General features: G+C 44.5%; 22 protein-coding genes and 1 pseudogene. 6 read left to right on the forward strand and 17 right to left on the reverse strand.

The annotated features are described in order from the left end of the window. Positions 1-21: 21 nt before the first annotated feature. Positions 22-810 carry a type IV toxin-antitoxin system AbiEi family antitoxin gene (locus RA178_RS09515; RefSeq protein WP_306685227.1) on the forward strand — a complete coding sequence of 263 codons (789 nt, stop codon included), beginning with the start codon at positions 22-24 and terminating at the stop codon, positions 808-810. Beyond that, on the forward strand, positions 803-1,738 hold the full coding sequence (locus RA178_RS09520) for a nucleotidyl transferase AbiEii/AbiGii toxin family protein (protein WP_306685228.1): 936 nt from the start codon (positions 803-805) through the stop codon (positions 1,736-1,738). The genes RA178_RS09515 and RA178_RS09520 overlap by 8 nt, the downstream gene beginning before the upstream one ends. Before the next feature lie 902 nt (positions 1,739-2,640). On the opposite strand, the gene RA178_RS09525 is transcribed toward RA178_RS09520, so the two are convergent. The 17 genes and pseudogenes from RA178_RS09525 to RA178_RS09605 form a co-directional block, all read right to left on the reverse strand. Further along, a complete protein-coding gene (locus RA178_RS09525) occupies positions 2,641-3,825 on the reverse strand; it encodes a site-specific integrase (RefSeq protein WP_306685229.1) in 1,185 nt (394 codons plus the stop codon). A 5-nt stretch (positions 3,826-3,830) separates the two neighbouring features. Then, on the reverse strand, positions 3,831-4,052 hold the full coding sequence (locus RA178_RS09530; RefSeq protein ID WP_012089465.1) for a hypothetical protein: 222 nt from the start codon (positions 4,050-4,052) through the stop codon (positions 3,831-3,833). Positions 4,053-4,186: 134 nt separating this feature from the next. Beyond that, positions 4,187-4,519, reverse strand: coding sequence for a hypothetical protein (locus tag RA178_RS09535; protein WP_306685230.1), 333 nt, complete (start codon positions 4,517-4,519; stop codon positions 4,187-4,189). Beyond that, positions 4,516-4,745, reverse strand: a pseudogene (locus RA178_RS09540) (hypothetical protein). Before RA178_RS09540 ends, RA178_RS09535 begins: the two are co-directional and overlap by 4 nt. Next, positions 4,742-5,020, reverse strand: a complete 279-nt coding sequence (locus tag RA178_RS09545; RefSeq protein ID WP_011847799.1) for a hypothetical protein — start codon at positions 5,018-5,020, stop codon at positions 4,742-4,744. The pseudogene RA178_RS09540 and the gene RA178_RS09545 overlap by 4 nt, the downstream one beginning before the upstream one ends. Beyond that, the gene (locus RA178_RS09550) at positions 5,021-5,329 is read right to left on the reverse strand and encodes a hypothetical protein (RefSeq protein ID WP_028760251.1); all 309 of its coding nucleotides are present in this window, start codon (positions 5,327-5,329) and stop codon (positions 5,021-5,023) included. Next, entirely contained in the window at positions 5,326-6,024 is a 699-nt protein-coding gene (locus RA178_RS09555) for a hypothetical protein (RefSeq protein WP_306685231.1), read from the reverse strand. The genes RA178_RS09550 and RA178_RS09555 overlap by 4 nt, the downstream gene beginning before the upstream one ends. Positions 6,025-6,118: 94 nt before the next feature. Then, a complete protein-coding gene (locus RA178_RS09560; RefSeq protein WP_306685232.1) occupies positions 6,119-7,402 on the reverse strand; it encodes a DGQHR domain-containing protein in 1,284 nt (427 codons plus the stop codon). Then, entirely contained in the window at positions 7,399-7,647 is a 249-nt protein-coding gene (locus RA178_RS09565; RefSeq protein WP_306685233.1) for a hypothetical protein, read from the reverse strand. The genes RA178_RS09560 and RA178_RS09565 overlap by 4 nt, the downstream gene beginning before the upstream one ends. 10 nt (positions 7,648-7,657) lie before the next feature. Further along, on the reverse strand, positions 7,658-7,822 hold the full coding sequence (locus tag RA178_RS09570) for a hypothetical protein (RefSeq protein WP_012197007.1): 165 nt from the start codon (positions 7,820-7,822) through the stop codon (positions 7,658-7,660). A gap of 36 nt (positions 7,823-7,858) precedes the next feature. Further along, a complete protein-coding gene (locus RA178_RS09575) occupies positions 7,859-8,206 on the reverse strand; it encodes a hypothetical protein (RefSeq protein WP_012197008.1) in 348 nt (115 codons plus the stop codon). 126 nt (positions 8,207-8,332) lie between these two features. Next, on the reverse strand, positions 8,333-8,695 hold the full coding sequence (locus RA178_RS09580; RefSeq protein ID WP_306685234.1) for a hypothetical protein: 363 nt from the start codon (positions 8,693-8,695) through the stop codon (positions 8,333-8,335). Positions 8,696-9,084: 389 nt separating this feature from the next. After that, positions 9,085-10,194, reverse strand: a complete 1,110-nt coding sequence (gene gapS4b, locus RA178_RS09585) for a GapS4b family protein (protein WP_306685235.1) — start codon at positions 10,192-10,194, stop codon at positions 9,085-9,087. After that, positions 10,187-11,137: a GapS4a family protein gene (gene gapS4a / locus RA178_RS09590; protein ID WP_306685236.1), complete on the reverse strand. Its 951-nt coding sequence runs from the start codon at positions 11,135-11,137 to the stop codon at positions 10,187-10,189. The genes gapS4b and gapS4a overlap by 8 nt, the downstream gene beginning before the upstream one ends. A gap of 131 nt (positions 11,138-11,268) precedes the next feature. Next, positions 11,269-11,490: a hypothetical protein gene (locus RA178_RS09595; protein ID WP_306685237.1), complete on the reverse strand. Its 222-nt coding sequence runs from the start codon at positions 11,488-11,490 to the stop codon at positions 11,269-11,271. Positions 11,491-11,560: 70 nt separating this feature from the next. Next, the gene (locus RA178_RS09600; RefSeq protein ID WP_306685238.1) at positions 11,561-11,857 is read right to left on the reverse strand and encodes a hypothetical protein; all 297 of its coding nucleotides are present in this window, start codon (positions 11,855-11,857) and stop codon (positions 11,561-11,563) included. A gap of 385 nt (positions 11,858-12,242) precedes the next feature. Next, entirely contained in the window at positions 12,243-12,977 is a 735-nt protein-coding gene (locus RA178_RS09605; protein WP_306685405.1) for a S24 family peptidase, read from the reverse strand. A 105-nt stretch (positions 12,978-13,082) separates the two neighbouring features. Between RA178_RS09605 and RA178_RS09610 the strand changes: the two genes are divergently transcribed. The 4 genes from RA178_RS09610 to RA178_RS09625 all read left to right on the forward strand — a co-directional run bounded on the left by RA178_RS09610 (position 13,083) and on the right by RA178_RS09625 (position 15,188). After that, a complete protein-coding gene (locus tag RA178_RS09610; RefSeq protein ID WP_306685239.1) occupies positions 13,083-13,286 on the forward strand; it encodes a Cro/CI family transcriptional regulator in 204 nt (67 codons plus the stop codon). A gap of 31 nt (positions 13,287-13,317) precedes the next feature. Next, positions 13,318-13,941: a toxin YdaT family protein gene (locus RA178_RS09615; protein ID WP_306685240.1), complete on the forward strand. Its 624-nt coding sequence runs from the start codon at positions 13,318-13,320 to the stop codon at positions 13,939-13,941. A 5-nt stretch (positions 13,942-13,946) separates the two neighbouring features. Further along, the gene (locus tag RA178_RS09620; RefSeq protein WP_006083868.1) at positions 13,947-14,273 is read left to right on the forward strand and encodes a hypothetical protein; all 327 of its coding nucleotides are present in this window, start codon (positions 13,947-13,949) and stop codon (positions 14,271-14,273) included. A 162-nt stretch (positions 14,274-14,435) separates the two neighbouring features. After that, on the forward strand, positions 14,436-15,188 hold the full coding sequence (locus RA178_RS09625) for a hypothetical protein (protein WP_306685241.1): 753 nt from the start codon (positions 14,436-14,438) through the stop codon (positions 15,186-15,188). Positions 15,189-15,248 lie beyond the last annotated feature (60 nt).

The raw sequence follows: 15,248 nt of genomic DNA on the forward strand, positions 1-15,248 counted from the left end.
TTTGGTACTTATGGTGCATCTATGTCATCAAAAATAAACTGGCTGATTAATCATACGAGTCCTGGTGCGGTAGTGCTTCAGTCGTGGTTGACACAAAATGAGATCAGCTCATCTTTGGTGAGAAAATATGTGCAGAGTGGTTGGCTGTACAAGATTAGTGCGGGGGTTTACGTTCGTCCTGAGTCAACAGGCAAGTTACAGCCTCATTGGGTTGAAGCGCTCAAGGCTGTGAATGAGCAGCTCAAGCTTCCTGTTCACCTTGCGGGAGTCAGTAGCCTAACACATCAAGGGCTTAGTCATTATCTTCAACTAAGCAGCGAGCAAGTTTGGGTTGGCTGTCAAAGTAAGCTGGCGTTGCCAAAGTGGTTCCGCGAATTGGAGGAGCAAAACTGGCTTTTTTATACCAGTAGCAAGCTGACCCAAACGTTGGAAAAAGACTTTATTACTATAGGGGTGAACAATAGGGAAGTTAAGGCAAGTTGTGCGGAGCTTGCGGCCTATGAAGTCGCCAATGCCATTGGCAAACATATCAGTTTTGAGCATGCCGCGGAGCTGTTTCAAGGGTTAGTGAATCTCAGCCCACGTAAAATTCAGTCAATACTGAATCGAAGTGAAGCCGTACAAGCTAATCGCGTATTTCTCTTTTTAGGCCACTACTATCAACACCAGTGGAGCAAAAGGCTAGATGAGCAGCAAATCACGCTCGGTGCGGGAAAGCGTCAGGTGGTGGCTCATGGCCGTTACGATGGGCGGTATCAAATAACAGTGCCGGCATCGTTTATTAAGACAGAAGAAAATCAATATGAATAAGTCATCGATATACTACCAGCAAGTGACCTTGCTTATTCGGATGCTGCCGCTCGTCGCCCAAGAGAAGGTATTTGCTCTAAAGGGCGGTACGGCTATCAACCTATTTGTACGCAACTTCCCACGCTTATCGGTCGATATCGATTTGGCTTATCTTCCTTTGGAGCCAAGGGAACAAGCGCTACAAAGTGTGAAGGAAGCGCTTGGTCGTTTGACTGCGCAGATCAATCTACAACCGAACCTTAGTGCAGTATTTCAAGACAATAAATATGATGAGCTCAGGGTCGTCGTGACAAGTGATAGAGTGACAATAAAAATTGAAGTCTCTCCTGTTGCGAGAGGTACGCTACACAAAGCGGTATTAATGCCAGTCGTTGAGTTAGTTGAAGAAGAATTTGGGTACGCAGAGATCCCCGTCGTAAGCCTGCCTGATCTATACGGTGGTAAGTTATGTGCAGCGATGGATAGGCAGCACCCAAGGGATCTTTTCGATGTGAAAATGCTGCTGGCGGAAGAGGGGATCAGTCGAGAGATTTTAGTCGGCTTTCTCACTTATACACTTAGCCATCCAAGGCCTATTAATGAAGTGATGTCTCCACGCTGGAAACCGCTTGATGAAAGCTTTCAAGCTGAATTCAATGGAATGACGACAAAGCCGATTAAACTCGATGAGCTTATTTTAACTCGCTCAGAAATGCTCACAGCGTTGCAGCATCACTTTACTGCAAAAGATAGAGACTTTTTATTATCCTTTAAACAGGGTCAGCCTGATTGGTTATTGTTTGATGAACCGAGCGTCGCGGCACTACCTGCGGTGAGATGGAAGCTATTGAATATCCAGAACCTAGCGAAAAACAAATCCAAGCATCAAGAACAAATCATTAAACTGGCTGATGTATTGGAAACGTGGGTTGCAGGTCGGATACTGTAATGTGCAGTGTATTGCCGATTTTATCTGATAGTTCGCTATTTGTGGGCGTTACTTTGGTTCGACTGATTATTGGACCGTCTCTATTCAGCTGCAGCCATGTTACCCGATCACCTTACGCTTAATGACGCGGTGATATCGATATAAAACAATCCATTACAATGATCCGCTCAATCGTGTAACTCAACTAATCGCCAGCAAGGCACCATGCTTAAATAACTGCAAACAGCGTTAGTTTTGCTACCACGGATGATCATGACTGTGGATGCCGTAACTGCCTAAGGTAATGTCACCGCCAGCAGTGCCTGCGGCCACACTATCCGCGCAATAAGTTCAAGAACCGTTGGAGATCACGTCTACGTATAAAACGGCTGGATCTAAACCGCACCCGACTTGCCATTTGTGGAGATTGAGATTTAGCTGCATACGAAATATTTCCCCTATCCTGCAAGCTTCACCCCAAGATTTCGAAGGGTTTGTATTGGCCAAATTCTACGTTTGAATAGTAATAGATTAGAGTTACTAGGAAGATATTTGCTTTATAAATAGGGGACTAACTCCGTGTAAGTCTATGAAAACAAAGAGTGCAGAAAACGCAAACTAGGTTAAAAAGAGGTATTTTTCTAGGCTGACTTTTGTAGAGTATTTTTTGTTAAATACTTTAGTATCAAAGGTTTATTAGGTTTGAGCAACAATCATGGGGTGTCAGGGGTCGGAGGTTCGAATCCTCTCATACCGACCAAATTCTAAATAAAAAAGCCTGTAAACTTAATAGTTTGCAGGCTTTTTTATTTTAATCTGATTTTAATATTCATTTTTAAGCGGTCAAACTATGGTCGAACTCAGGTCAAACAGGCTTTCAATAACCGAGGCCATTCAGGCCCGTTTGCCTTAGTTTTTCTAGGCTAATTTGCCATGTTAATCTCTGCATGTGGCACCTCAGTCCATTCCAAATGATCACGAACATAGACCTTGGTAGACTTCGCATCGGTATGCGCCATGCGGCCTTGAGGATCAATCCCCATATCCGAAAACAGTCTTGCAGATAGGGCGCGGATTTCATGAAAAGTCGGCCGCTGATTAACTTCAAGGTGACTAAATAATCCAATGTCATCCCTTACCGCAGAAAATGCTCTGCTAAGGTAGTTTGGATCAAGCTGATAACGATGGTTTGTTTCAGCGCTTTGCCTAGTATTTCGCTCAGGAACCCGATGAACAACATACGGGCATAAAATCCCATCACGGCTTCTATCTATAATCCCTTTAATCTCCTGACCAATAGGGATAGCGACATGGCTAGCTTCCTTTTCCTCAACTTTTTGCCTATGGATAAACAGCGTTCCATAAATCCCATCAACCGGAGCCTCAAACCAAATACAGCCGCATTGCCCATCCTTAGGTTTTTTAATGCTGTACTTAATTCGAGAGATTTCTAACCTTGCCTGTGATGCTTGAAGCGCTAACTCCATTGCTGTTTGTAACCAAAGTGGCGCCGCAGCGTGGATAAGTTTGAAAGCATCCAAACTTAAGCGTTGGCGTTCTTTGCCTTTGGTTTTACGCTTTTTCATCTTTTTGGCGGCAGGGTTATCAACCATCAGCGATTGATCAATGGCGTAATTAATCAACTTTTCAATGAAACCCAGTTTGCGATTATGCACATTCGCACTCGCGTTAGGATGGTACTGGTTAAGAAATCCATTAATATGCTCAAGGCCAATATCCTGGCTTGGTATAGCCTTGAAGTACTCCTTCACTCTCGACGCATCGTTTAGCATAGTGCTAGCGAATTGCTTACTGGGTGACTCCTCTTTGAAAATGATCTCCATCAAACGGTCAACATGATCAGCAAAAGGAAGTTGCTGCTCAGATTCAATACCGCCAGAAGCCTTTATCAGGTCATCTACAATCAACCCAGAACTTGGGCGCATGATCCGGTTATATTCATTTGCTATCTGTATTGCTTGGATTTTATCTTTACCCAGTGATTTCCTAATACCGTTAATCAGGGTAAAGCGGTAAACGCCAGAGTCGATTTCATATCTTAGATATGAAGGAAGATGCTTATTTACCGGCTTTTTTGGGCGCACCATGATACTTACACCGATTCCGCGACCAGATGCATAACCGCATTACTGACAACCTGCGGAACGCCAAAATACTGATCCTCATACACATAGACAGTGCCACTAATGACGGCACCACGAATTTTACCTTTCAATATCCACGTAGAAATGGTTCTATTTTGTGGCATTGATCCTTTAGTGAACTCGCGGCTAGCCCATTCGCGTGCTTTCATTAACTTTGCTGTGTTTTTCATAATAGCCTCTCTTATTTGCTATGACGTTTGTATGTTTACTTGGCCTTAGGCCGATTCCATCGCAGGAACATAAATGCCTTCAGCGTTGATTTTTGTGGTGCAATTACCTTCTAACTCCTCTCTTTGCTGTCAGGTCATTTACCTTCCGTTGCCGCTTCTTTGTCTTTCGGCGCGAAGAACAGCGCGACGGGGCCATCTTCGGTGTCGTGAATACTCAGCAGGAATGAGCCGGCCTTGTCGCAAACGGGGTTCCAATCGCTGATATCGTTATCGCCCTCGTCAAAATAGCGCTCGATGAGGTTTTCAGGGGCATCGAGTTCAAACCAAATCGCCACAAACTCGCCGCCTTGGCGTGCAGCCCATGCTTCACACTCCACACGGGTCACACCTTCATCCCACTCGGGCAAATCGGGATGGGTCCAATAACCTTCTTCACGTTCTACAGTTGCTGCTTGTATCGACTTCATGCTGCTTCTCCTTTTATCCTGAGTTTTGATTCTGCGTTGAGTGCGAATACTTCGGCGTCGGCTTGGCCGAAGTCGCTGCACTCGATGGCGTTAAACGACTTACAAATGCCCCAACCGTGATAGTTGTTGGGGGGTACTTCACTTCGATTTGTTGCTGATCGCACATCAAGGTGAAGTAGGGCTTAGATAACGTGACCACGCCCGCTTTAGTGCTGAACGTATTCATGCCGCCTCCTTATTTTGGTTGTCGCTTGTTTGGCTGACAGGCGAATGGCAGGGCAGGCGCATTGGGTGATATCGGTACGAATACACTATGGTGCGGCTAATGCCCTTGGCTAAGTTGGTTAAGCCGTTGCCCAATGCTTGCCAGTACAGGCAATCTAACGCGCCGAGCGCCAGCGCGATTTTGATGCTGTCGCCCGTTGTGGCCTTGAGTAACAGGCTCAACTTATGGCTGCGATAATGATTTAACAGATGGCGAAACGCCGCTGATTGAGTCATTTAGGCCACCTGCTTCGGTTGCAAAGGGCTTGTTAGCAAAGCGCTTGATTGCAAATGAGTTAATTGCAGCTTGGCCCAGTCGATGGCTTTAATGGCCTCGACCGTGGCGGCGATTTGCTCTAGCTTCTTTTGCCCGCGCATAAAGTTCGACAGTTCAATACCGTGGCGAGCCGCCGCACGTTCGGCGGGCAGGGCGCTGGTGTAATGCAGCGTTAATGCGGCAATCACCTCGGGTGAACTAATGCGGGTAAGCGACAGCAATAACGCAACGCGCTCTTGTGATTCAAAGCCTGGGAGTAAGTGGTTCATGCTGCCTTTCTCCTTGCCTTTAACTCTTCGCAGCTTATGGATACCGTGAAATCAAGCTCCATGCGTTCGCTATATTGATCAGCACAGCTATAGGCTTCGTAAGGATTTAATCCCCAAGTAATGCAGCCACAATGTGGGCAATTGCCACGCGTTTTACCTGTGGTTTGGCGGGTGCGTGGTCGCTTGGGTTTACGAATGCCAGCAGCAGTGATCATGCTGCGCTCGTTGATGTTGGCGGCTTGAAAAGTGCGGCGCGCGATGGCGTCTATGTCGGTTTTGGCATAGATAGTGGCAACCATACCTTGTGTCTTGAGTTCGTTTACTCTGACTAGCGCAACTTGGTATGCAAATACGGCAGATGCCTTGTAACTTACAGAGCTAAAATCGACTGTTAGCCAATAAACATCGTTGCCATCAGTGCGATCCCCAATGCGAATAACGTATTCATCACAGCCTGACTTTTCACCCTCATCGCCAAGATACTGGTGATCAACGCGCACGGTTGATTGCTCATCGACAAGATCCTTGCTAAGTGGAATGTCAGTGTGACGGCTATTAAATTGGCGCTGTGCTTCTTCAAGGGTAAAAACCTCAGCTAGTTCTAAGTTGCTGGTGTAGCCGCCACGGTCTGCCCAAAACATGCAAGTGCTGCCAACATTGCCGCGCGAATCGCGTAGGTAGAATAAGTGGTTCATGCTGCCACCTCAGGGAAAAACGTTCTTTCAACGCTGGCGCGAACGGGGTCGAGCTTTTGCGACATGGTTTTAAGAATGAGGTTTGAGGTCAGCGTCACGGCATCGGTGTTCGCGAGTAGCTTGCCTGTCGCCAGTGGCGTTGGCCGATGGATTCAGCCTCGCTTGCGGCGCTCGCCAGTGCTTTAAGCATTACCGTGGTGGTAAACAAACTGGTTTCGCGCTCTTTACTGCCAAGGGATTGGAACTCCATTGCTGCGCCCATGGTGTTCCAAAAGTCATAGGCAAGGGTGGCGTGGAAGGGCTCAAAGTTTTTCTTGGTACCCAGCATGATGGCCGTGGCGTCTTTAATTTGTTTAAAGGACCAATAGCACTCGCTCTGTGCCGTGGGTTTGTTTGTCGCAAAATCAACACGGCCTTGCATCCAGTCGATTTGTTTCACTAAATCTTTGGGGCAAATGCAGCGGCCTGTAAAGTCTTGGCTGTTGCGACTCCAAACGAGGTTTTGGTAAGCATGGCGCCAGTGGCGTTGGCCGATGGATTCAGCCTCGCTTGCGGCGCTCGCCAGTGCTTTAAGCATTACCGTGGTGGTAAACAAACTGGTTTCGCGCTCTTTACTGCCAAGGGATTGGAACTCCATTGCTGCGCCCATGGTGTTCCAAAAGTCATAGGCAAGGGTGGCGTGGAAGGGCTCAAAGTTTTTCTTGGTACCCAGCATGATGGCCGTGGCGTCTTTAATTTGTTTAAAGGACCAATAGCACTCGCTCTGTGCCGTGGGTTTGTTTGTCGCAAAATCAACACGGCCTTGCATCCAGTCGATTTGTTTCACTAAATCCATGGTGAGCTTTGATAGCTCATCCCTGTGGTTGTAGGTATCTGACAAACCTTGAGGTGGCTTGCTGGCATTTTGGTTGATATCGGTAAACGCTTGTTGGCGTTCTTGCAGCGATAAATTCATGTACAGGGTGATAGAGATTGAGTCTTGGGCAATCTCAGGTGATTTTTCCAGTGCCTTTGCGATACCTGTGGCGCGGTGCTGGCCATCGAACAACTTGATAATTGAATCAAGGCCGACTTTTAATACGCCAACCACGCCGCTGATTTCGGACGCTTCGAACTTTGGCGCATCGCCACCAGTGGGCACTTCAACCACGCCGATAATGCCTGGCAGAAAATACCCCGTTGGATTCGCCACCATGTAATTGCCAATGGATTTAGCACGGGCAGGGTTAACTTTGCGTTGGCTGCGGTCGAGCACACTGCCGGCATCGTCAATGCGTAACATACGAACCAGTACACGCATCGACATGATAACGGTGTAAAACACTTTGCCGCCTTGTACGCCCATCACAGCGGGCATTGAGTAACACATATCCATCATGCTTCTCCCTGTTCTAGTTCGTTTTCTTTAAGTTCTGCAACACATCTTGGGCAGACACATGGAAAGAACTCATTGTCGTTGATGGCCTTTTGCCAACCTGACTGGCTAAGGCCTTCGGTGATATCTGCTATCACATTGCGGCGTTTGCGCTGGATAAATAACGTATTGGTGCAGCTGCTACAGGTAATTTGGTAGCCGGACACCAGTTCGATTTCATCAAAATCAGCAGGGGATAACGTCAGCATGTTGATTTCCTTATCTTTTAACCAAGAAACGGTGCAGACCTTTGGCGGCACGAATGGCGACAGTGCGGTCGGTGGTAAACTTGCCACCGGGCAACATCCAACCTTCCTTAAACGCGACGATATGGCCAACGCCGATTTTGATATCGCTGTGTAGCGGTTTGTCATCAGTTAACATGCTGCTTTCCTTCTCTCGTCATCACACACCGCAGGGCTAAGCTGCGGCTTCGCCGTTAAACACCACCAGATTGATGATGGGTTTCTTGGTTTTGGGGTTCACCTTGTCCGAAAGCTTGTGATAGCGAATATGCACATCGCGGTGGGCTTCTTGGGTCATGGCTAAAACGATGTATTGCTGGCACAGCGCGGGCGTCGATAACGAATGCGACAGTCGTTGTGGCTTCATGGTTTCAAACAAGTGCTGCGCCATCTCATCCAACTTAGCTTGGTACTCGTCGGGGCTCAGTTGACGGCGGTTAGGGTGCGCACCTACTGAGGTGCTGCACTTTTTGGCCGCTTGATTTTTCGCTAAGGTCATGGACACGCCGTAAACAAAAAACATAATTGCCTCCAACAAGGTGAAACTGTCGCTGTTATCGTTACAGGGATATGGACCATCACCCCTTGGTTGCTTTGCCTAGATAGCCTAAATCGTGAATGTCCACGGCGGCTCTGCGGCTCTACTGCGTTAGTGGCCGGCTGGCGTGGCTGTCGTCATGGTGTGCAGCGGATGCACATTAGTGACGGCTTGCGAGTCGTTACGCCACACCATCACCTTGCCGTACAAACCTTGTTGGGGCTCGGTGAAGCGCAGGCAGAAGTTGAGCCCGAGTTCGCCCGTGTGGCGGATGAACTGGCGGTAAAAGGCAGCGCTAGGGTGGTGATAGGCAAAATGCTTGACCAGCTCGGCGCAACGGGCTTGCACTCGTGGGCAATCCATAGGGTCGGTGTGGCCCTTGGCCAGCGCCATCAAGCAGGCAAAACGTATTGCAACCAGTAGACGAAACTCATCGCGTTGCTTAGGTGTGGTGTGAACTTTCGCTAGAATCATTTCCTTGTCCTCGGTAGTGCCCATTGGGAGCAAAGCTCGAAAGGGCAATCAGTCGTTTATGGTTCAGAATGTCAGTGCTTTGGATTAGCTCTATAAGGCAATTACATCATCACTAAACTGAATGTTAGTTTACTAACTTTACTGGGTCAAGATAAAAGTTAGTTTTCTAACTTAAATAGTTGCTGAATAATTATTGGACTGAGTGATGACAAGTAAAACACTGAATATATTAGATTTATTTTTCCTGAACAGTGGGGGTTACATCATGAGCTTTATGATGGCAAATAGGTGGGGATTGGATGATGGATTTAAAAAATATAAAATTGAAGTAATGTTATGCACACTGACGCCGCATAGGGCCATCAGTGTGCTATATGATTTTATAAAACTTATTTTCTATATTGTTCGTGGAGTTTTAGTTTTGCAGACTCCAGTTGTGATAACAGTCTTTCTTTAACTATGTTTGTGGAAATTGAGGATGTCTTCTCAACAAAATTTATACTTGCTACCTTAATTAGTAACTCTGCATCATTTTTATCCCGACTAATAAATTCAGAGAACTCAAATACAATCCGACAATCACCTGAACATTCATTTTGATCGAATGAATATTCAGCTTCTATTCGATAAACTTCTAAATATTCATGGTACTTTTTATCTTTTACGAAAAAGGTAGTATGAAGATCACTTCCTTGTAAGATCATATTCTTAATTTTGTCTTCCATCCATGATATATCTGGAGGTAATTCTGTTTTCTTATCTGGTCTAAAACCAATATCTCTTGTATCTTTAAAATACAATGGGTTATTCAGCTGTTTCTGAGATAAATCTTGAAGAAATGCTACTCGATTTGAATTTGAAAAGTCATTGAATCGAATACGTCTAATCTGGGATTCTTTATGAACAAAACCTTCATCTTTCATGTTTTGCACAACTTTTCGTGAAATCTTATCTGCAACAAATTTTGTCTCTTGTGAAGTATGATTTAAACTCATACTCACATCTAAATTATTTGCACTCTTTTTAAGAGTTATTTTCCCAGAAAACTGAGAAGTGTTTTTATCCCAACTTTTTGTTAGATCATATCTCTCAACTTTGAATTCCATCTCAATATGATCTTGATTTCCATCTATTGCTTTAAAGTTTGGCGCGCCTAGAACTTTGTAATTTGAAAACGGTTGGTCAATAATTTCTTGTATATTTAATTCAGGTGGGATTGCATCAAGTAACTTTCTGTTACCTCCTGCCCAAGGAATGCTCTGAGTATGTACCTTAGGATTATCCTCTTTAGCTTTTACTTTATCTACTAACTCTTCAAGTTCAAAAGGGGATACTCCTGTTTTAATTAGGAGAGGAACGGTGTTGACCTTTTCATCATCAGAAAAAAATACTCCCCGTCTTCTTAAAATTGCTTTAATATCAGCTTTTGTGATTCCTGGTTGACTTAGGAACTCTCTTAGAGCATCGCCATAAGGTAGTAGAAATCTTTTATTATTCATTGACCAGTCCTCTAAAGTCACTTCTAGAACAGTGCACTTTTATATCATACAACGATGCTCTATCTCCAAGACTTCTAATACATTTTTTTACTAATTGTATATCAGAGAGTTCATCATATTGAGTAAATATAAAAACAAATTCTTTTGAAAAATCTTGAGATATATCACTCGCAAAGTTTAATAGTCTTTTCATTGCATCTTCACTAAAGTTTTCAATTGTAGAGATGCAAAACTTCTGTTGGTTACTTGACTTCCCTACAAGTCTCATAGGCAAAATTGGCGAGGTTAGATATTCTATTGGTAGCATCTTTCCATATTTTTCAATGCTTTGATCGGTATAATTTGATGAGTTAAAAGCATAATGGAAATTTAGTTCGCAATCTTCATATATACGTTTTACAGTTGTAATTGAGTTGTATATGAAAGCTGCTCTGGCATTATCAACTATCTGAATACTGCTGAAGTCTAATTCTTTATCAAGTATAACACTGCTTATCTTGCCCACAATATCTTGTTCTGTGTCACGACTCCCGCTAAACCAAAATAAAATCCCTGTATCATTAGACTTTCTTATACCCAAGCCTTCATACTCTCGATTAGATTGATCTCTCAACTCGGACCTTGCAAAACATTCTATTGTTTGAGAAAGATCTGATATATGTTCTTTAAACATACTATTTGGTGGGCTTGGATAGGGTTTAGATGTATATTTAACTGAAATTATTGCATTGGAAATCGTAAAATCTTCTAGCTGACTCTTATGTGGAAAAAATAGATCTATTCCATGTGTTGTTCTGGGAGAATTTTCTTTCCTTGCATGCTTATTAGGTTTATTGCACTGTAGCGTTTCACCATCTGCGGGTTCAGTCCAACCAATTATTTTAATGAATTCGAGCACGACTTTCTCTCCATGCTCGCCGATTTTTTTAGAAAGCTCTCCCATATAATTTCCTTTTATAATCGAAATTTAATTGTCTATTTTTAAATAGCTCGCTCGTCGGCGAACCATTTTCGTGATTTTTATTTAAAATCTATAAACACAGTTTAAGTCCGCGTGTCGCAATTTACAGGGTGTTATTCTGTAAAGTCAAATAAAACACGACCATTTCCAGCCGCAGAAATTCGAACTAAGTTATCTGTAGTAAGTTTTTCAGTATCAGAAATTATCAGTTTAGGTTTATTTACAGAACCAGCAGCAATTCTTACTAACTGGTCTATTGTTTTTCCTTGTGCACTTATTTTCATGCCACCTCCAGCAGCAGAAATTCTTACAAGCTCATCTATTGTTTTTACCATTTTATATTCCTCTTATACATTTGGTTATTATGTTATGATTTTAGTGTTCATAACGTTATTGTTTTAAAAATTATCTTGGCGGCTTCATTGAGAACTCATCTATTTTTTCAAATAGAATTACATTTTGACCATCTCCCGATATCTTACTATCGATAAGATTAATCATAATTTCATCATCAAGATCGATATTAGACTTTTGATTTTTACTTATTACATCCCAGTGGTTGGCTATCAAAATTTCTTTACACAAGTTTTCAAGTTTGTCATTAAATCCTAAATTTTTACGGCTTTGACTTCTCAATCTTGACTCCTTTTCAGGGCATAGCTCTAACATACCATGACTAGTTAACTTAACTTCGACTAGCAACTCTGCTAATCCATCCTGTCAGACAAAAAACATGTAACATTAACTGATTGTATTTAATGCAACTTATCAGCTTTTTATTAGAGATACCATCCAATAAAATTTGCATGTTTAGCTGCATGGTCCATTGCAGAAGTAAATCAGATGTTAATTATATGATTCTAAAGCTTAAGTGTTGTGTTGATGCTCATGTTTTTGAATAAAACAGCATAATCCATGCTAACTTTGACTATTCTAAAGTTACCAAGTTTATTGATTCAGCAATTGAGAAATGAAGGTGACGAGGTTAGTAACTAACTACTATTTTAAGATTGGAAACTAGCTTTATGAGAGGTAGAGCAGCTTAGTACAATCTGTCTTAGCTGCAGGTCTTACTATATCTGATTACCTAATTATTCCACACGTTTAGAACTGACCACCAAAACACCCAGCCGATAATTTTTATATTGCTCATTTGTTCAGGTTGGATGAATTCATCTGGGTACTCATCATTGTTATAGCTTTTAATGCGAATACCACCACCAGGTATACGATAGAGGATTTTTACCCGTAACATACCGTCATGATCGATAGCGTACATTTTACCATCGATAATATTTTTCTTGCTAGTATCAACGCCGACAGTGGTACCGTCCTGTAAAACAGGCAACATACTATCACCTGAAACTGTGACGCATGCCGCATATTGAGGATCAACATTGCTTTTTTTGAGGGTGGATTTGGCAAAGCGAAGTTTGCAACCACCATTTTCTTGCACGAAAGTAGAGCCATTACCTGCGGCTAATTCGACTTCGCGGTAGAAAGGTAATGCGACTTCATCATCCCTTAGCGGCGTATCCCCATCCCAAAGATCAAAACCAGCGTGCCATTCTGCATTTGATTCAACATTTGAAATACGTACTTGATCATCTTCTTTCCCTGAAAGAAGCCATTCAGGAGAGCAATTGAGAGCCTTACTGAGGTTAATGAGGTTTTTACCCTTTGGAGTGCTCATTCCTAGCTCCCATTGTGTAATAGAACTAGGCGTGACTTTGACAGTTTCAGCCACGTTTTTTTGCGTAAGCTTTAAGTCTTTTCTTCGGCTTCTTATTCGATCGCCAATCATCTCACCTTGATAACTCATAAACTTAATTTCGCCAGTCAAATCTTGATAGTTAGATATCTTACATTTGTTTGACATTAGAATCCTTTTGTTGGTAATGTTAGAAAACTAACTTTTGAGGTGATTATGAAAACATCTGATGCTGTCGCTTTCTTCAAAACCAAGTCAAATTTGGCAAAGCAACTTGGTATTACCCACTCATCGATCTCTCAATGGGGCTCAGACGTTCCCGAACTTCGTGCTTATCAAATTGAGCGCCTAACCCACGGTGCACTCAAAGTTAACCCCGTTATTGTTTTAGATAATCCGAAGTCGCCGAGTGTGGCTTAGGTTCACTTTAGGTTGAAGAAGGACTGTACACATGAAAACCAATTCACGTAAAAAAGATAGCCGTTTGAATTTGTTGATGAAAACGATTCATCGGGTGTTGGAGTTGCCCAAGATGACGCGCTTTGCGCTGGCGATAGATTTTGTTGCTGCGGTTGAGCGCCTTGGGCTAAGCGAGGTGTTAGCCGCGGAGGGAATTAGCTTTGCGAGCACGCAAGACGTGCACAACGATGCGCGAATTAATGCGCAAAAGCTGTTCCGTTGGCTCGGCCAGTACGAGGGCCAACATCCGCAGGCGGATCGCTTGTTTCATGTTGAGCAAGCACTGGTGGCGGCACTGCCTGAGCATTTGCGGGTGCAGTATCTCAACGATGTATTTGGTTGCACTGGGGTGACGGTGATTGCCGACCGTATGAATGATGGCCATGTGTTGCATGTGGCCGATATGGCGGCATCGCTCACCAAAGAGAACGCCGAGGCACAAGTGGCGGTGATCCATTTGGGTCCGGCGCCCAAGCGCGAGCAGTTAGTGGCGGCGCACCGTGAGTTAAAAGAGTCGGCGGCAACCACGCAAGCGAGTATGGCAGCGTTAGAGCTGGCGTATCCGTATTTAGCGAGTCATGGCGGCAAGGCGGCGCAATACGCGGCCGAGAAGTGATAGCTATGCCGCAATCGAACCTTAACATCAATGTTATCGCCAGTGCTAAAACCGAGTTGCATCAGCAGTTGATCCGCTTGGGCGACATGATCGGCGATGGTTTGCATTTAGAACCCGATGGCAAATGGATTGCGAAAGAGTATGTAAAAGTGGCGCGGGCGTTAGGTTATCGGCCTAAACGCGCTAATCACAGCGCACAGATTAATGCGGTAATGCTTAAGCGGGTGGCTGATGTGCCGTGTGGCCAGTGCGGTTTGGCATTAAAGCAAACCAAGTCGGGCTCAAAACGCGCCGTGTGTGCCAATGGGCATAAGTGGCAGTTGTTGAAATGAGTTGTTGAAATGACTTGTTGAAATAAGAGACGGAGTGAATGACATGTTCACAAATCAGTTAAGTGATAACTGGGCGCGTAAAAAACGCCGTTATCAAATTGCCCGCCACAGTTTGGCGACCGATGCGGGCTTGATACCTAAGATGAAGTGAGGAGCAGAACGATGTTTGATCCTGAATGTTTAATTTGTTGTTTGGAGGGCGGCGCCGCGTGTTCGGTGCATGGGCAAGTTGGTCGTGATGATGGGCCCGCCGTGGCCGCGCTTACCGAGATGGAAACCGCGCAAGTGACGTTACTCATGATGCAAGCAAGGCAGTTAATGCTTAAGGCGATGGCGCTTAAAGCTAAGTCGAACATGCCTAATAGCACTGAGTCCAATGTGGCTGAGCTTAGCGCCAATGATCCTAATGTCCTTGAGCTTAGCGCGGCAACCTCTGAACGGGCAGCGTTAAGTGGCGTGAACATGGGCAAAGACATTGCCTGTTTTCATGGGCATACCACGGCGGAGTTGTTTAGGCGAACGCAGGTGGGCCGAATGGTTGAGGTGTTAAGGAGCTGCGATGAATTGCAGCATAGTCGCCCCGAGCGTTGGGCGGTTATCGCGACCGACATCGTGGATAAGGCGTTGCTGGGTAGTAGCAAGCAGTTGTTGCTGCCAACGGTGAGCATCGATTGGATTATGAATTATCTGCTGATGGAAGAACAACGCGCGGAACGTTCCATTGCGCTATTGGCAGCGGATGTAGGCGCGGCTGATGCGAGTGCGGTTGATATGAGTGCAATAGCGAAAAGCCGCAACGTGCACATTAAACGGCGTGATTTTTTTAGCCAGTTGCGCAGTAACTTGGCGCACAAGGTTTATTTGCTTGGCAGTGAAGGCGAGCGAGCGGAGGGCAACGGGGCGCATTGCAGTTGACCCGTTGCAGTAGACATAAGAAAGCCCGCTGAAGTTTTGGCGACCGATGCGGGCTTAATA

Source organism: Shewanella oncorhynchi (genome assembly GCF_030848765.1).
In the GTDB taxonomy this organism is placed as follows: domain Bacteria; phylum Pseudomonadota; class Gammaproteobacteria; order Enterobacterales; family Shewanellaceae; genus Shewanella; species Shewanella oncorhynchi.

Bases quoted from the DNA above. Each gene is read 5' to 3' on its own strand.
- RA178_RS09530 (WP_012089465.1), bottom strand. From the start codon at position 4,052: ATGAAAAACACAGCAAAGTTAATGAAAGCACGCGAATGGGCTAGCCGC.
- gapS4b (WP_306685235.1), bottom strand. From the start codon at position 10,194: ATGAATAATAAAAGATTTCTACTACCTTATGGCGATGCTCTAAGAGAG.
- RA178_RS09545 (WP_011847799.1), bottom strand. From the start codon at position 5,020: ATGACTCAATCAGCGGCGTTTCGCCATCTGTTAAATCATTATCGCAGC.
- RA178_RS09575 (WP_012197008.1), bottom strand. From the start codon at position 8,206: ATGTTTTTTGTTTACGGCGTGTCCATGACCTTAGCGAAAAATCAAGCG.
- RA178_RS09525 (WP_306685229.1), bottom strand. From the start codon at position 3,825: ATGGTGCGCCCAAAAAAGCCGGTAAATAAGCATCTTCCTTCATATCTA.
- RA178_RS09570 (WP_012197007.1), bottom strand. From the start codon at position 7,822: ATGTTAACTGATGACAAACCGCTACACAGCGATATCAAAATCGGCGTT.
- RA178_RS09580 (WP_306685234.1), bottom strand. From the start codon at position 8,695: ATGATTCTAGCGAAAGTTCACACCACACCTAAGCAACGCGATGAGTTT.
- RA178_RS09535 (WP_306685230.1), bottom strand. From the start codon at position 4,519: ATGAAGTCGATACAAGCAGCAACTGTAGAACGTGAAGAAGGTTATTGG.
- gapS4a (WP_306685236.1), bottom strand. From the start codon at position 11,137: ATGGGAGAGCTTTCTAAAAAAATCGGCGAGCATGGAGAGAAAGTCGTG.
- RA178_RS09595 (WP_306685237.1), bottom strand. From the start codon at position 11,490: ATGGTAAAAACAATAGATGAGCTTGTAAGAATTTCTGCTGCTGGAGGT.
- RA178_RS09620 (WP_006083868.1), top strand. From the start codon at position 13,947: ATGCCGCAATCGAACCTTAACATCAATGTTATCGCCAGTGCTAAAACC.
- RA178_RS09515 (WP_306685227.1), top strand. From the start codon at position 22: ATGTCATCAAAAATAAACTGGCTGATTAATCATACGAGTCCTGGTGCG.
- RA178_RS09615 (WP_306685240.1), top strand. From the start codon at position 13,318: ATGAAAACCAATTCACGTAAAAAAGATAGCCGTTTGAATTTGTTGATG.
- RA178_RS09520 (WP_306685228.1), top strand. From the start codon at position 803: ATGAATAAGTCATCGATATACTACCAGCAAGTGACCTTGCTTATTCGG.
- RA178_RS09625 (WP_306685241.1), top strand. From the start codon at position 14,436: ATGTTTGATCCTGAATGTTTAATTTGTTGTTTGGAGGGCGGCGCCGCG.
- RA178_RS09555 (WP_306685231.1), bottom strand. From the start codon at position 6,024: ATGAACCACTTATTCTACCTACGCGATTCGCGCGGCAATGTTGGCAGC.
- RA178_RS09610 (WP_306685239.1), top strand. From the start codon at position 13,083: ATGAAAACATCTGATGCTGTCGCTTTCTTCAAAACCAAGTCAAATTTG.
- RA178_RS09560 (WP_306685232.1), bottom strand. From the start codon at position 7,402: ATGATGGATATGTGTTACTCAATGCCCGCTGTGATGGGCGTACAAGGC.
- RA178_RS09550 (WP_028760251.1), bottom strand. From the start codon at position 5,329: ATGAACCACTTACTCCCAGGCTTTGAATCACAAGAGCGCGTTGCGTTA.
- RA178_RS09565 (WP_306685233.1), bottom strand. From the start codon at position 7,647: ATGCTGACGTTATCCCCTGCTGATTTTGATGAAATCGAACTGGTGTCC.
- RA178_RS09605 (WP_306685405.1), bottom strand. From the start codon at position 12,977: ATGAGTTATCAAGGTGAGATGATTGGCGATCGAATAAGAAGCCGAAGA.